The organism is Streptomyces sp. YKOK-I1 (genome assembly GCF_054660435.1).
On the sequence record NZ_BAAGDR010000001.1, the window covers coordinates 7,119,838 to 7,132,699 of the forward strand.

Below are 12,862 nucleotides of genomic sequence, written 5' to 3' on the forward strand. Positions count from 1 at the left end.
CGATGACCACGCCCGCCGCCGACGGCTTCCGCATGCCCGCCGAGTGGACCCCGCACGAACGCACCTGGATGGCCTGGCCGGGCCCCAACGACACCTTCGCCGACGACGGGGAACTCGCCGCCGCCCGCGCCACCTGGGCACGGGTCGCCCGCACCGTCCGCCGCTTCGAACCGGTCACGGTGGTGTGCGGACCGGGACAGTCGGCCGAGGCCGCCGCGCTCCTCGGCCCCGAGGTGGACCTCGTCGAACGCGACCTCGACGACGCCTGGATGCGCGACATCGGCCCCACCTTCCTCATCGACGGGCGCGGCGGACTCGCCGCCGTCGACTGGACGTTCAACGGCTGGGGCGCCCAGCACTGGGCCCGCTGGGAGCACGACGCGAAGATCGCCGCGCACGTCGCCGACCTCGCGGGGGCGCGGACGTACGCCTCGCGGCTGGTCAACGAGGGCGGCGCGATCCATGTCGACGGTGAGGGAACGGTCCTGCTGACGGAGACCGTCCAGCTCGGCCCGGAACGCAACCCCGGCTGGAGTCGCGAGGAGGTCGAGGCCGAGGTCCACGCCCTGCTCGGCACCCGCAAGGCGATCTGGCTGCCGCGCGGGCTGACCGGCGACTACCCCCCGCACGGCTACGGCACCCTCGGCCACGTCGACATCGTCGCCGCCTTCGCGGCGCCCGGCGTGGTCGTGGCGCACCGCCAGCCCGACCCGGCCCACCCCGACCACGAGGTCACCGAGGAGGTCATCGGCATCCTCCGCGCCGCGACCGACGCCCGGGGCCGCCGACTGGAGGTGGTCGACGTCCCCGCCCCCACCGTCCTGGAGGCCGACGGCCACTGGGCCGACTACTCCTACATCAACCACTACCTCTGCAACGGCGGAGTCGTCCTCTGCGCCTTCGACGACCCCCGCGACGCCCTCGCCGCCGACATCTTCCGCCGCCTCTTCCCCGACCGCGCGGTCACCCTGGTCGACGCCCGTACGATCTTCGCGGGCGGTGGGGGCATCCACTGCATCACCCAGCAACAGCCGAAGGCAGCCGACGTATGAGCGCATCCCGCCGTACCCCCGCGCCGCCGCGGGAGGGGATCCTCGCCGCGGCCATGGCGATGATCGCCGACCTCGGCCTGGAGAGGCTCACCATGGCCGGGCTCGGGCGGGAGGTGGGGATGAGCAGCGGTCATCTGCTCTACTACTTCCACTCCAAGGACGAGTTGCTGCTGCGGACGCTGGAGTGGAGCGAGGGGCGGCTCGGGGCCGAGCGGGCGCGGCTGCTGACCGCCGACGCGAGCGTCCGGGAGCGGCTCGACGCCTATGTCGACCTCTACGTCCCCGACGGGCACCGCGATCCGCACTGGACGCTCTGGCTGGAGGTCTGGAACCGCTCGCAGAACGCCGACGACACCGCCCGCGACCGGCAGGCCGCCATCGAGGGCGCCTGGCACCGCGACCTGGTGGCCCTGCTCGCGGAAGGGGTGTCGCGCGGCGAGTTCCGCCCCGTCGACCCCGACCGGTACGCGGCCCGGCTGCGGGCGCTGCTGGACGGCTTCTCCATCCATGTGGCGATCGGACTGCGCGGCACCGACCGGGACCAGGTGCTTGGGCACGTCCAGGAGTTCCTCGATACGTCCCTGCTCGCATCCTGAGACACCCGGCTCACGCCGGGGCGGCTTGTGCCACACTGCCCCCGTGCTCTCGTTCGCCACGATTATTGGCAGCAGGCGCGCCGGTCCGCAGTGACCGCCACGTACGACCAGGTACGGGCGGCCACCGTCGTCCTCGACCCGCGCGCAGACCTCTCGCACCCGCGAGAGGTTTTTCGCTTTTCTGGCCCACCCACAGCCGGGAGCGAGCGCACGAGGGACCATGGGGACGGTGGAGCCGGTCATTCCGGTAAGACCGAAGATCCACAACAGGAGCCTTGAGACCATGACCGAGACGGCAACCAGCGAGCTCGACGACTCGTTCCACGTCTTCGACACCACCCTGCGCGACGGCGCCCAGCGGGAGGGCATCAACCTCACCGTCGCCGACAAGCTCGCGATCGCACGGCACCTGGACGACTTCGGCGTCGGCTTCATCGAGGGCGGCTGGCCCGGCGCCAACCCCCGTGACACCGAGTTCTTCGCCCGCGCCCAGCAGGAGATCGACTTCAAGCACGCCCAGCTGGTCGCCTTCGGCGCGACCCGCCGCGCGGGCGCCAAGGCCGCCGAGGACCCGCAGGTCAAGGCACTCCTGGACGCCGGGGCCCCGGTCGTCACCCTCGTCGCCAAGTCCCACGACCGGCACGTCGAGCTGGCCCTGCGCACCACCCTGGACGAGAACCTGGAGATGGTCCGCGACACCGTCTCCTTCCTCAAGGGCCAGGGCCGCCGCGTCTTCGTCGACTGCGAACACTTCTTCGACGGCTACCGCGCCAACCCCGAGTACGCCAAGGCCGTCGTCCGCGCCGCCTCCGAGGCCGGCGCCGACGTCGTCATCCTCTGCGACACCAACGGCGGCATGCTCCCCGCCCAGGTCCAGGCGGTCGTCTCGACGGTCCTCGCCGACACCGGCGCCCGCCTCGGCATCCACGCCCAGGACGACACCGGCTGCGCGGTCGCCAACACCCTCGCCGCCGTGGACGCCGGCGCCACCCACGTCCAGTGCACGGCGAACGGCTACGGCGAGCGCGTCGGCAACGCCAACCTCTTCCCGGTCGTCGCCGCGCTGGAGCTGAAGTACGGCAAGAAGGTCCTCCCCGAGGGCCGGCTGCGCGAGATGACCCGGATCTCGCACGCCATCGCCGAGGTCGTCAACCTCACCCCCTCCACCCACCAGCCCTACGTGGGTGTCTCCGCCTTCGCCCACAAGGCCGGACTGCACGCCTCCGCCATCAAGGTCGACCCGGACCTCTACCAGCACATCGACCCCGAGCTGGTCGGCAACACCATGCGCATGCTGGTCTCCGACATGGCCGGCCGCGCCTCGGTCGAGCTCAAGGGCAAGGAACTCGGCGTCGACCTCGGCGGCGACCGCGAGCTGGTCGGCCGGGTCGTCGAGCGGGTCAAGGAGCGCGAGCTCAGGGGCTACACGTACGAGGCCGCCGACGCCTCCTTCGAGCTGCTGCTGCGCACCGAGGTCCAGGGCGGCAAGCCGCTGCGCTACTTCGAGGTGGAGTCCTGGCGGGCGATCGTCGAGGACCGCCCCGACGGCACCCACGCCAACGAGGCCACCGTCAAGCTGTGGGCCAAGGGCGAGCGGATCGTCGCCACCGCCGAGGGCAACGGCCCGGTGAACGCCCTCGACCGGGCCCTGCGGGTCGCGCTGGAGAAGATCTACCCCCAGCTCGCCAAGCTGGACCTGGTCGACTACAAGGTCCGCATCCTCGAAGGCGTCCACGGCACGGAGTCCACCACCCGTGTCCTGATCTCCACGACCGACGGGACGGGCGAGTGGTCCACGGTGGGCGTCGCGGAGAACGTCATCGCGGCCTCCTGGCAGGCCCTGGAGGACGCCTACACGTACGGCCTGCTGAAGGCGGGAGTCCAGCCGGCCGAGTGACGGGCGTGACCGGCGTCAGAACCCCCGCCACACGTTGTCGAAGGCCGCGTCCTCGACGCGCCGCCGCTGCCGTACGGCCTCCAGCTCCGTCAGCGCGCCGTTGACCGCCGCGAGCACGGTCACCAGCGCCTCGTCGGCCGGGACCGGCGGCTCGTCCGCCGCTCCCTCCGGGATGCCCAGGGCGGCGGCGAGCGAGGCGAGGACGGGCTCGTGCGAGGTCCAGCGCTCCCTCGCGCGGGTCCGGTCCGGCGCCTGGGCGGCGACCTCGCGGCCGTTCCTCGCCGCCAGCAGCCGGTACCGGGGCCGGCCGGCCAGCTCCTCGGTCTCCAGCTCGTTGGCGTAGGTCTGGGCGAGCCCGTCCCCCCGGCGCCACAGCCAGTCCTCGACGGACTCGTGCGGCGGCTGCCGGACGAGGGCCGCACCGGCCTCGGCCAGCAGCCGGTCGTCCGTGGCCGGCGGCAGCCCGGGCACGATGCGGTCGTCGTCCAGCGTGACCGCCTCGGCGGCGAGCAGGTCGGCCAGCTCGGCCCCCGCGAGGGCCAGGGAGAGGTCGCCCCGCTCGACGGGCCGGGCGGACGGGACGTCGAGGGAGACGATCAACAGATCGCGCGCAGTGGTCATGGCGGACTCCAGGTCGGTTGCCCCCATGATCCCCCCGTCCCTGTCCCGGGGCGAGAAGTCCTCTTGACGTGCCTGCGGCCGTTAGTTAACTCACGGCATGATCTAAGTGCTGAGTGAAGCGTCCCGAGTGAACCGAAGAGCCGAGTGAACCGAAGAGCCGAGGGAAGGTCCATGCCGAGAACCGCCCTGCTCGTCTCCACCGCGCTGTTCGCCGGGCTGCTGTCCCCGACCGCCGTCCGCGCCGCCGCCGATCCCGCCCCGACCCCCGTCGACCGCTTCGAGGGCGAGGTCCCCTTCGCGTCCCAGCCCGCCGAGGGCATCTTCACCTGGGGCAGCGACGCCGACGACCCGCCCGCGCGGGTGCCTCGCTCACCTACTCCAAGGACGCCTCCGCACCCCTGACCGGCTACGACGTAGATGTGGTCGTCGTCGGCGAGACCCCCTACGCCGAGGGCGTGGCCGACGTCCTCTACGGTCGCCGTCCCTTCACCGGCTGGCTCCCGGTGACCTGGCCCCGCTCGCAGGCCCAGCTCCCGATCAACGTCGGTGACGGTGTACGACCCGCAGTACCCGTACGGCTGGGGTCTGACGACCCTGACGAAGACCCCCGGGGGCGGACTGGCCGCCCTGAACCGGCTCGCGGACACGGCGGGGCGGGCGCACACCGCACGGGCGGGCCGCGACGCCGTCGACCAGGCCCGCCGGATCGTCCCGTCGCGCATCGCCGACCGGATCACGGCCGCTTCCGCGAAACCCTTCGCCGAGGCCGACCATCTGCTGCTGACCGGACGGTACGCGCAGGCGGTGCGCAAGCTGATCGAGGCCTATCGCGCCGGGTGACCTGTTTGGGATGCTTCGGGTAGTTTCGAGATATGAAGGGTGTCGTACGGCCCCGAAGCCTTCCCGTGCTGCTGGCGGCGCTGGCCCTGGCGCTCCTGACCGTGCTCGCACCGCGCGCGGCGGCGGAGACCAGCGTGTCGCGGATCGCCGACGCCCTGCGCGAGAACCCCGTCTACGTCGACCCGGCCGCGTCCGCCCAGCTCTCCGCGGCGGACGCGGCCGCCCTGCGGCGGCAGATCGAGGACGCGGACAAACCCCTGTTCGTCACCGTCCTCCCGGCCGGCTACCCGACCGCCCGGCTCTTCACCGACCTGCGCACGGCCACCGGCGTCACCGGCCTGTACGCGATCCGCCTCGGCGACCGCTTCGACGCCCGCGCCGACTCGGCCGTCCTGTCCCGCACGGCCGTGGGGAACCTGGTGAGCAGCGTCCAGGACGAGCCCGACGCGGCCACCCAGCTCGGCGACTTCACCGACCGGGCCCTGCCGGCCATGCGCGGCTCGGCGCCCGCGAGCTGGGGCTCCTCCGGCGGCGGGGGCGGGATCTCCACGGCCGGGCTGGTCACCGCCGGGGTGGTCCTCGTCGCGGGCGGCGCGGGCGCCTACACCCTGGTCCGGCGCAACCGCCGCCGGCACGAGGAGGAGCGACGGGCGGCGCTGGAGAGGCTGCGGGTGGTGGTCGACGAGGACATCACCGCCTTCGGCGAGGAACTGGACCGCCTGGACTTCCACCCGGCCGAGCCGGGTGCCGACGACGCGATGCGCGCCGACTACGAACGCGCGCTGGACGCCTACGACCGGGCGAAGTCGGCGATGGCCGCGGCGAACAGACCGGAGGACGTGCGCCCTGTCACCCAGGCCCTGGAGGACGGCCGCTTCTGCCTCGCCCAGCTCGCGGCCCGGCGGGAGCGTCGGCCCCTGCCGGAGCGCCGCCCGCCCTGCTTCTTCGACCCCCGCCACGGTCCCTCCACCACGGACGCGGCCTGGACGCCGCCGGGCGGGGCCCCACGCGAGGTCCCGGTCTGCGCGGCGGACGCCACCCGGCTGGCCGACGGCCGCGATCCGGTGATCCGCGAGGTGGACAGCGACTACGGACGCCGCCCCTACTGGGAGGCCGGTCCCGCCTACGGCCCCTGGGCCGGCGGTTACTTCGGCGGCGGCCTGCTGCCCGGCCTCCTCGTCGGCACCTTGCTCGGCGGTCTGATGGCCACCCCGTCGTACGCGAACGACTACGGCTCGGGCTACGGCGACTTCGGCGGGGGCTACGACGGCGGCGACGTCTCCGGCGCCGACTTCGACCCGGGCGACTTCGGCGGCGGCTTCGGAGGCGGGGACTTCGGCGGGGGCGGCGACTTCGGGGGAGGCGGCGACTTCGGCGGAGGTTTCTGAGAAGGGGGAGGGGGCGCGGCCGAAGGCAGCGCCCCCAGGGGCGCGGGGAACTGCGCGACCAGCCCCCACGCACCCGCACCCGAACCACGGCTCCCTGAGCGGAAGCGTCAGAGCGAGGCCGCCGCCGAGGCGATGGCCGAGGCGAACGTGGACACCTCGGAGTAGACGCCGGGGGCGTTGGGCTGGGCGCAGCCGATGCCCCAGCTCACGATGCCGACCTGGATCCACTCGTTCGCGGAGTCCCGGCGGAACATGGGACCGCCGGAGTCACCCTGACAGGTGTCGACACCGCCGGAGGCATAGCCGGCACAGATCTCGTCGCTCGCCACCAGCCCGCTGTAGCCGCTGTACGTCCGGCAGGTCGCGTCGCTGATGAACGGCACCGTGGCCTTGAGCAGGTAGCGCTGCTGGGCCCCGCCCTGGACGGCGGCGCCCCAGCCGGCGACGGTGAAGGTGCCGGTGTTGTACTGCGTGGTCGTGGCGATCTTCAGCGTCGGCAGGTTGATGGGCTGCGCGAGCTTGATCAGCGCCCAGTCCTTGCCGTTGCCGTTGTAGCCGGGGGCCCGGTAGACGTACGTCGACCGCACCTGGACCCGGCCGGTGGTGGACTGGAGGTCCACGACGCCGGCGGTGGCGGTGATGCTCGTGTTGGCGCCGGTGCCGCTGACGCAGTGGGCGGCGGTCAGCACGATCTGCTGGGTGTAGAGCGCGCCGCCGCAGCCCATCGAGAGCCGGACCATGAACGGGAACTCGCCCTGTGCGGCACGGGTTCCGCCGATGACGGGGGAGGGGGCGGCCTGCGCGGCCGACACGGGCTGCAGGCTCGCGACGGCGAGCGCGGTGGCGCCGACGGCCGCGAGTCTCTTGAGTGCGGTGAGGAGCTTCTTCATGGTGCTGCCTCCGTGGGGGGTCGATTTATGACGTGGTCATGTCATGCGACAAGGCAAAGAAACGCCCATGCGCTGGCATGGTCAGGTCAAATCCATCCCGAGGATTATGTGAATCCGCTGTGCCCCCGCACAAGGGCTGCGATTCGGCCACGGTCCCGCACCGCGGCCGCCGGTGCGATGCGGGATCTGGTCGGTCCTGGGCTCAGTCCTGGGCCGCCGACTTGGCGTAGTCCAGGAGCTGTTCGAAGTCGATCGCTCCCGGGTCGCCGTGGGTGTTCTCCGGGACGTGCATGTGCCCGCACACCCCCTGGAACGCGTTCCAGCGCCGGAAGCTCATCCGCTGGCCGCCCCCGTTCCCGGAGGACCTCGGGTACGGCGGCCACAGGGACGGGCCGCGCAGCGGTACGTCGTGGTGGATGTGCATCCACGCCAGGTACCGGGCCACGCCGCGCAGCGCCCACTCGGGGGCCTGGGGCCAGTAGATGTGCCCCGGTTCGCCCGTCCCCCACTTGGTGTGGCGCTCGGGGTCGCAGGTGCCGACGAGTTCCACCTGGCAGACGTTCAGGGTGTTCGTCTCCACCCCGCCGCGCAGATTGACCAGCGCGCGCGAGGAGATGTCGATGTCGAAGTGCTGGTACCACCGCAGCCGCTTGGCGCCGAAGTCCGGCACGGCGGTGAGGTTCGGCGCGCTCGCGCCGCCCTGGTAGTCGGGCAGCGAACGGCCCTCGGTGGTGTGCAGAACGACGGCGTTGACCTCCATCCGGTCACCGCCGAACTCGCTCTGGTACCAGTGGTCGCGGTGGGCGCCCGGGTAGTGCTGGGGTCCGGTCCTGGTGCTCATGACCGCGACTGTGGCACGGCTCACAGGTGGCGGCCGGGAGCATTCCGCTTCCGGCCGCCATCTGCTGCTTTCTGAGGTTTTCTGTCCTGCCCCGGCTCTCGGATCAGGCGTTCTTGATCGCCGAGATGTCGAAGTTCAGCTTGATCCTGTCCGAGACCAGAACGCCCCCGGTCTCCAGCGCGGCGTTCCAGGTCAGGCCCCACTCGGAGCGCAGGATCTCCGCCTTGCCCTCGAAGCCGACGCGCTCGTTGCCGAACGGGTCCTTGGCGGAGCCGTTGAACTCCAGGTCTATGGTGATCGGCTTGGTCACGCCGAGGATGCTCAGATCGCCGGTGATCCGGTAGTCGTCGCCGCCCAGCGCCTCGGCGGAGGTGGAGCGGAAGGTCATGGCCGGGAACTCGTCGGTCTTGAAGAAGTCCGCGCTCTTCAGGTGGCCGTCACGGTCGGCGGAGCCGGTGTCGATGCTCTCCATCTTCACGTCGATGGAGGCGGAGGACTGCGACGGGTCGGCGCCGTCCAGGTGCAGGGACCCGGTGAAGTCGTTGAACTTGCCCTTGACGTTCGTGACCATCGCGTGCCGGGCGACGAAGCCGATCGTGGAGTGTGCCGGGTCGATCGAGTAGTCGCCGGTGAGCGCGGCGAGGTCCGGCGTCACCGTGGCGTCGGCGGTGGTCTCGCCGGTGTCCTTGCGGCCGAAGATGCCCATGACGTGCCTCCTGTGGGGACGAGAAGATCGTTTCTGTTGAATCTTCAACGACGTTAACGCGGGCAACCGTAGACCTATTCCGGCGCGCACCCCGTCAGGCTCGCCGCGTCACTCCGACGGCGGATGCCCCACGGCGTGCCGCACGCCCGGATGTGAACGGTGTCTCATCCGCGGCCTTTGTGTGACCTCTACAAGCCACAAGCCTCCTGAGCAGTCAGAACGCCTGCACGCCCCCATGGTTCTGTTCAGTGCTACCAGGAAAACGCTCCGAGGACTGTACGGAGTCGACGTCTCGCTTTCCTTGGCGGGCTTCGTAAGGTCGCTACATGACCGTATTGGAAGAGACGACGGGCGAACCGGACGCGGTGCCCTCGGAGCCCACCGACGCTCGCGGGCGGGTGGCCGAGCTGCACGGGATCCGTGCGCAGGCCCTGGCCGGTCCGAGCGAGAAGGCGACCCAGGCGCAGCACGCCAAGGGCAAGCTGACCGCGCGGGAGCGGATCGAGCTGCTCGTGGACCCGGGTTCCTTCCAGGAGGTCGAGCAGCTGCGCCGGCACCGGGCGAGCGGTTTCGGTCTGGAGACGAAGAAGCCGTACACGGACGGTGTGATCACCGGCTGGGGCACGGTGGAGGGCCGTACGGTCTTCGTCTACGCCCATGACTTCCGTATCTTCGGCGGCGCCCTGGGCGAGGCCCACGCCATGAAGATCCACAAGATCATGGACATGGCCATCGCGGCCGGTGCGCCGCTGGTGTCGCTCAACGACGGCGCCGGCGCCCGGATCCAGGAGGGCGTCTCCGCGCTCGCCGGCTACGGCGGCATCTTCCAGCGCAACACCAAAGCGTCGGGTGTCATCCCGCAGATCTCGGTGATGCTCGGTCCCTGCGCGGGCGGCGCGGCCTACAGCCCCGCCCTGACCGACTTCGTGTTCATGGTCCGCGAGACCTCGCAGATGTTCATCACCGGCCCGGACGTCGTCAAGGCGGTCACCGGCGAGGAGATCACCCAGAACGGCCTCGGCGGCGCGGACGTGCACGCCGAGACCTCCGGCGTATGCCACTTCGCCTACGACGACGAGGAGACCTGCATCGCGGAGGTCCGCTACCTCCTGTCGCTGCTGCCGCAGAACAACCGCGAGAACCCCCCGCGCGTCGCCACCGGCGACCCGGCGGACCGACGCGGCGACGCACTGCTCGACCTGGTCCCGGCCGACGGCAACCGGCCCTACGACATGACCAAGGTCATCGAGGAGATCGTCGACGACGGCGAGTACCTCGAGGTCCACGAGCGCTGGGCCCGCAACATCATCTGCGCCCTGGCCCGCCTCGACGGCCAGGTCGTCGGCATCGTCGCCAACCAGCCCCAGTCCCTGGCCGGCGTGCTGGACATCGAGGCCTCCGAGAAGGCCGCCCGCTTCGTGCAGATGTGCGACGCGTTCAACATCCCGATCCTCACCCTTCTGGACGTCCCCGGCTTCCTCCCGGGCGTCGACCAGGAGCACGGTGGAATCATCCGCCACGGCGCGAAGCTGCTGTACGCCTACTGCAACGCGACCGTGCCCCGGATCTCGCTCATCCTGCGCAAGGCCTACGGCGGGGCGTACATCGTCATGGACAGCCAGTCCATCGGCGCCGACCTCACCTACGCCTGGCCGACCAACGAGATCGCCGTGATGGGCGCCGAGGGCGCCGCCAACGTCATCTTCCGGCGTCAGATCGCGGAGGCCGAGGACCCCGAGGCCATGCGGGCCCGCATGGTCAAGGAGTACAAGTCCGAGCTGATGCACCCCTACTACGCGGCCGAGCGCGGCCTGGTCGACGACGTCATCGACCCCGCCGAGACCCGCGAGATCCTCATCAAGTCGCTCGCGATGCTCCAGTCCAAGCACGCCGACCTGCCGTCGCGCAAGCACGGCAACCCCCCGCAGTAACCCGGCGGACTCTCGCCGATACCCCTGCGGAAACCTCTCTCACGGAGACTGACACCCATGAACACTCCCGACATCCGCGTCGAGAAGGGCCATGCCGAGCCCGAGGAGGTCGCCGCCATCACGGCGATCCTGCTGGCCCGTGCCGCCGCCCGCACCTCCGAGCCCGCCCAGGCCCACCGCCCCCGCCGCAAGGCCGGCTGGCGCCGTCTGGAGCGCGAGAACGGCTTCCGCGCCCCGCACAGCTGGCGCTGAGTCCCCGGACACAGCAAGAAGGGCCCCTCTCCCAGAGAGGGGCCCTTCGGCATACCGGAAAGGGGAGACGGATGGGATTGCCGACGGCACTCGTGGACGAGGTGGCGCGGATCGACGCCCTGCTGGAGCCGATCGCGAACCGGCCGGTGGACACCACCGACCCCGGCTGGGAGAGGCGGATGCGTGAGGGCCCACGACCGCTGGACGAGGTGGGCGTCCGCGCGGAGGCCGAGGCCGCGCTGCGCGAGCTGCTCGCCCGTTACGAGCACGGCGACGACGAGGACCGCGCCGCCGTACGTGCCCTGCTGGAGAGCCGCTCCTCGTTCCGCTGGGCCACGCACCTGCCGTACGCGCACACGGCCGAGGGGTTCCGGCAGGAACTGCTGCATCTGTCCGCCCGGGACCAGGGCCACGACACCCGCGACGAACTGCTCACCCTGCACGACCTGTGCGCCCAGGCCCGGCAGGCCGGCGTCGACATCCGCCCGCTGCTGCTGGAGGTCGCCGCGCTCTCCAGCACCGAGGACAAGTACGGCATGGGCTCCCTGCGGACACTCCTCGGAGCCGCCGGCTGATGCGACGAAACGGCCCCTGTGCCCTCGCGAGGAGGGCACAGGGGCCGTTTCGTGTCGGAGATCTACCTACCGCAGGCGGGCCATCAGCGCGTGCTCCACGAGCGTGATGAGCGCCGACTTGGCGTCCGAGCGGTGGCGGGCGTCCGTCGTGATGATCGGGGCGTCCGGACCGATCTGGAGCGCCTCGCGCACCTCTTCGGGGTTGTACGGCTGGTTGCCGTCGAAGCCGTTGAGGGCGATCACGAACGGCAGGCCGCTGTTCTCGAAGTAGTCGACGGCGGGGAAGCAGTCGGCGAGGCGGCGGGTGTCCACGAGGACGATGGCGCCGATGGCGCCGCGGACCAGGTCGTCCCACATGAACCAGAAGCGGTCCTGGCCGGGGGTGCCGAACAGGTAGAGGATCAGGTCCTGGTCCAGGGTGATGCGTCCGAAGTCCATGGCCACCGTGGTGGTGGTCTTGTCCCCGGTGTGGGTGAGGTCGTCGATGCCCGCCGACGCGGACGTCATGACGGCCTCGGTACGCAGCGGGTTGATCTCCGAGACGGCCCCGACGAACGTGGTCTTGCCCACGCCGAAGCCACCCGCCACCACGATCTTCGCCGAGGTGGTGGAGCGGGAAGGACCGCCGCTAGAGCTTGCGAAGTCCACTGAGCACCCTTTCGAGCAGTGTCACGTCTGGCTGGCCGCCGGCGCTCTCGTCGCCGCCGGGCTGATGGATGGCGACCAGTCCCGCCTCCGCCAAGTCGGCGACGAGGATCCTGGCCACGCCGAGAGGGATGGTCAGGAGGGCCGAGATCTCGGCCACCGACTTGATCTCACGGCACAGATTGCAGATCCGCTGATGCTCGGGCAGCTGGCCCTGCATCTGGTGCGGCTGCGCAGTGGTGTGCACCAGCGCCTCGATGGCGAGCTGGTACCGCGGGCGCGTCCGGCCGCCGGTCATGGCGTACGGACGCACCAGGGGGTTGTTCGACGCCCCGGCGGGCGCCGGCTCGGGGGTGCGGCGCTGCGGCTGCACGGGCTGGATGCGCGGGGCCTGCGGCTGGTCGTACGGCGACGGCCCGGGGCCCTGCGGGCTCTGGGGTGCGTACGGCCGTTGCTGGCTCGGTGCGGAGGGGAAGTTGTAACGGTTCGGGTTGTGGGAACCGTCGCCCGGGCCCTGGGGAGGACCGTACGACCAATTACCCGTATTCGAACCGCCTGGGGGTGTTGCCACTTTCTCTCCTCCTCCGACTGTGCCGGGCACCCATCACTATGGAGCCGCGTCCCGAAA

Annotated in this window: 14 protein-coding genes and 1 pseudogene; 9 read left to right on the forward strand and 6 right to left on the reverse strand. The window is 71.2% G+C overall.

Going from position 1 to position 12,862, the window contains the following annotated elements:
- Positions 1 to 2 precede the first annotated feature (2 nt).
- The 3 genes from ACYQ8Q_RS31835 (at position 3) to cimA (ending at position 3,545) form a co-directional block, all read left to right on the forward strand.
- Positions 3 to 1,052, forward strand: a complete 1,050-nt coding sequence (locus ACYQ8Q_RS31835) for an agmatine deiminase family protein (protein WP_460069799.1) — start codon at positions 3 to 5, stop codon at positions 1,050 to 1,052.
- On the forward strand, positions 1,049 to 1,648 hold the full coding sequence (locus tag ACYQ8Q_RS31840; RefSeq protein WP_460069800.1) for a TetR/AcrR family transcriptional regulator: 600 nt from the start codon (positions 1,049 to 1,051) through the stop codon (positions 1,646 to 1,648). The genes ACYQ8Q_RS31835 and ACYQ8Q_RS31840 overlap by 4 nt, the downstream gene beginning before the upstream one ends.
- Before the next feature lie 283 nt (positions 1,649 to 1,931).
- Entirely contained in the window at positions 1,932 to 3,545 is a 1,614-nt protein-coding gene (gene cimA, locus ACYQ8Q_RS31845) for a citramalate synthase (protein ID WP_460069802.1), read from the forward strand.
- Between the two features lie 15 nt (positions 3,546 to 3,560).
- Here cimA and ACYQ8Q_RS31850 read toward each other — a convergent pair whose 3' ends face one another.
- Complete coding sequence (locus ACYQ8Q_RS31850; RefSeq protein ID WP_460069804.1) at positions 3,561 to 4,166, reverse strand: GOLPH3/VPS74 family protein; 606 nt, start codon at positions 4,164 to 4,166, stop codon at positions 3,561 to 3,563.
- Between the two features lie 171 nt (positions 4,167 to 4,337).
- Here ACYQ8Q_RS31850 and ACYQ8Q_RS31855 point away from each other — a divergent pair, with 171 nt between their 5' ends.
- The 3 genes and pseudogenes from ACYQ8Q_RS31855 (at position 4,338) to ACYQ8Q_RS31865 (ending at position 6,394) form a co-directional block, all read left to right on the forward strand.
- The gene (locus ACYQ8Q_RS31855; RefSeq protein WP_460069806.1) at positions 4,338 to 4,568 is read left to right on the forward strand and encodes a hypothetical protein; all 231 of its coding nucleotides are present in this window, start codon (positions 4,338 to 4,340) and stop codon (positions 4,566 to 4,568) included.
- Positions 4,523 to 5,006: pseudogene (locus ACYQ8Q_RS31860) on the forward strand (glycosyl hydrolase); the annotation flags it as partial. The gene ACYQ8Q_RS31855 and the pseudogene ACYQ8Q_RS31860, both read left to right, overlap by 46 nt.
- Positions 5,007 to 5,038: 32 nt before the next feature.
- Positions 5,039 to 6,394: a hypothetical protein gene (locus ACYQ8Q_RS31865; RefSeq protein WP_460069808.1), complete on the forward strand. Its 1,356-nt coding sequence runs from the start codon at positions 5,039 to 5,041 to the stop codon at positions 6,392 to 6,394.
- Between the two features lie 107 nt (positions 6,395 to 6,501).
- Here the strand turns inward: ACYQ8Q_RS31865 and ACYQ8Q_RS31870 are convergent, their stop codons facing one another.
- The 3 genes from ACYQ8Q_RS31870 to ACYQ8Q_RS31880 all read right to left on the reverse strand — a co-directional run bounded on the left by ACYQ8Q_RS31870 (position 6,502) and on the right by ACYQ8Q_RS31880 (position 8,831).
- Entirely contained in the window at positions 6,502 to 7,284 is a 783-nt protein-coding gene (locus ACYQ8Q_RS31870) for a S1 family peptidase (RefSeq protein ID WP_460069810.1), read from the reverse strand.
- Between the two features lie 202 nt (positions 7,285 to 7,486).
- Positions 7,487 to 8,125, reverse strand: coding sequence for a hypothetical protein (locus ACYQ8Q_RS31875; RefSeq protein WP_460069812.1), 639 nt, complete (start codon positions 8,123 to 8,125; stop codon positions 7,487 to 7,489).
- A gap of 103 nt (positions 8,126 to 8,228) precedes the next feature.
- Positions 8,229 to 8,831, reverse strand: coding sequence for a YceI family protein (locus tag ACYQ8Q_RS31880; protein WP_460069813.1), 603 nt, complete (start codon positions 8,829 to 8,831; stop codon positions 8,229 to 8,231).
- 326 nt (positions 8,832 to 9,157) lie between these two features.
- Here ACYQ8Q_RS31880 and ACYQ8Q_RS31885 point away from each other — a divergent pair, with 326 nt between their 5' ends.
- From ACYQ8Q_RS31885 to ACYQ8Q_RS31895, 3 genes are all read left to right on the forward strand, one after another.
- On the forward strand, positions 9,158 to 10,762 hold the full coding sequence (locus tag ACYQ8Q_RS31885; RefSeq protein WP_460069815.1) for an acyl-CoA carboxylase subunit beta: 1,605 nt from the start codon (positions 9,158 to 9,160) through the stop codon (positions 10,760 to 10,762).
- 57 nt (positions 10,763 to 10,819) lie between these two features.
- Complete coding sequence (locus ACYQ8Q_RS31890) at positions 10,820 to 11,014, forward strand: acyl-CoA carboxylase subunit epsilon (RefSeq protein WP_460069817.1); 195 nt, start codon at positions 10,820 to 10,822, stop codon at positions 11,012 to 11,014.
- A 71-nt stretch (positions 11,015 to 11,085) separates the two neighbouring features.
- The gene (locus ACYQ8Q_RS31895) at positions 11,086 to 11,589 is read left to right on the forward strand and encodes a hypothetical protein (protein WP_460069818.1); all 504 of its coding nucleotides are present in this window, start codon (positions 11,086 to 11,088) and stop codon (positions 11,587 to 11,589) included.
- Between the two features lie 66 nt (positions 11,590 to 11,655).
- Here ACYQ8Q_RS31895 and ACYQ8Q_RS31900 read toward each other — a convergent pair whose 3' ends face one another.
- Positions 11,656 to 12,237 (reverse strand): GTP-binding protein, encoded by a 582-nt coding sequence (locus ACYQ8Q_RS31900; protein ID WP_055633955.1) that lies wholly within the window; start codon positions 12,235 to 12,237, stop codon positions 11,656 to 11,658.
- The gene (locus ACYQ8Q_RS31905) at positions 12,218 to 12,805 is read right to left on the reverse strand and encodes a DUF742 domain-containing protein (RefSeq protein ID WP_055633954.1); all 588 of its coding nucleotides are present in this window, start codon (positions 12,803 to 12,805) and stop codon (positions 12,218 to 12,220) included. Before ACYQ8Q_RS31905 ends, ACYQ8Q_RS31900 begins: the two co-directional genes overlap by 20 nt.
- Positions 12,806 to 12,862 lie beyond the last annotated feature (57 nt).

Bases quoted from the DNA above. Each gene is read 5' to 3' on its own strand.
- ACYQ8Q_RS31840 (WP_460069800.1), top strand. From the start codon at position 1,049: ATGAGCGCATCCCGCCGTACCCCCGCGCCGCCGCGGGAGGGGATCCTC.
- ACYQ8Q_RS31890 (WP_460069817.1), top strand. From the start codon at position 10,820: ATGAACACTCCCGACATCCGCGTCGAGAAGGGCCATGCCGAGCCCGAG.
- ACYQ8Q_RS31835 (WP_460069799.1), top strand. From the start codon at position 3: ATGACCACGCCCGCCGCCGACGGCTTCCGCATGCCCGCCGAGTGGACC.
- ACYQ8Q_RS31870 (WP_460069810.1), bottom strand. From the start codon at position 7,284: ATGAAGAAGCTCCTCACCGCACTCAAGAGACTCGCGGCCGTCGGCGCC.
- ACYQ8Q_RS31885 (WP_460069815.1), top strand. From the start codon at position 9,158: ATGACCGTATTGGAAGAGACGACGGGCGAACCGGACGCGGTGCCCTCG.
- cimA (WP_460069802.1), top strand. From the start codon at position 1,932: ATGACCGAGACGGCAACCAGCGAGCTCGACGACTCGTTCCACGTCTTC.
- ACYQ8Q_RS31875 (WP_460069812.1), bottom strand. From the start codon at position 8,125: ATGAGCACCAGGACCGGACCCCAGCACTACCCGGGCGCCCACCGCGAC.
- ACYQ8Q_RS31865 (WP_460069808.1), top strand. From the start codon at position 5,039: ATGAAGGGTGTCGTACGGCCCCGAAGCCTTCCCGTGCTGCTGGCGGCG.
- ACYQ8Q_RS31895 (WP_460069818.1), top strand. From the start codon at position 11,086: ATGGGATTGCCGACGGCACTCGTGGACGAGGTGGCGCGGATCGACGCC.
- ACYQ8Q_RS31880 (WP_460069813.1), bottom strand. From the start codon at position 8,831: ATGGGCATCTTCGGCCGCAAGGACACCGGCGAGACCACCGCCGACGCC.
- ACYQ8Q_RS31855 (WP_460069806.1), top strand. From the start codon at position 4,338: ATGCCGAGAACCGCCCTGCTCGTCTCCACCGCGCTGTTCGCCGGGCTG.
- ACYQ8Q_RS31850 (WP_460069804.1), bottom strand. From the start codon at position 4,166: ATGACCACTGCGCGCGATCTGTTGATCGTCTCCCTCGACGTCCCGTCC.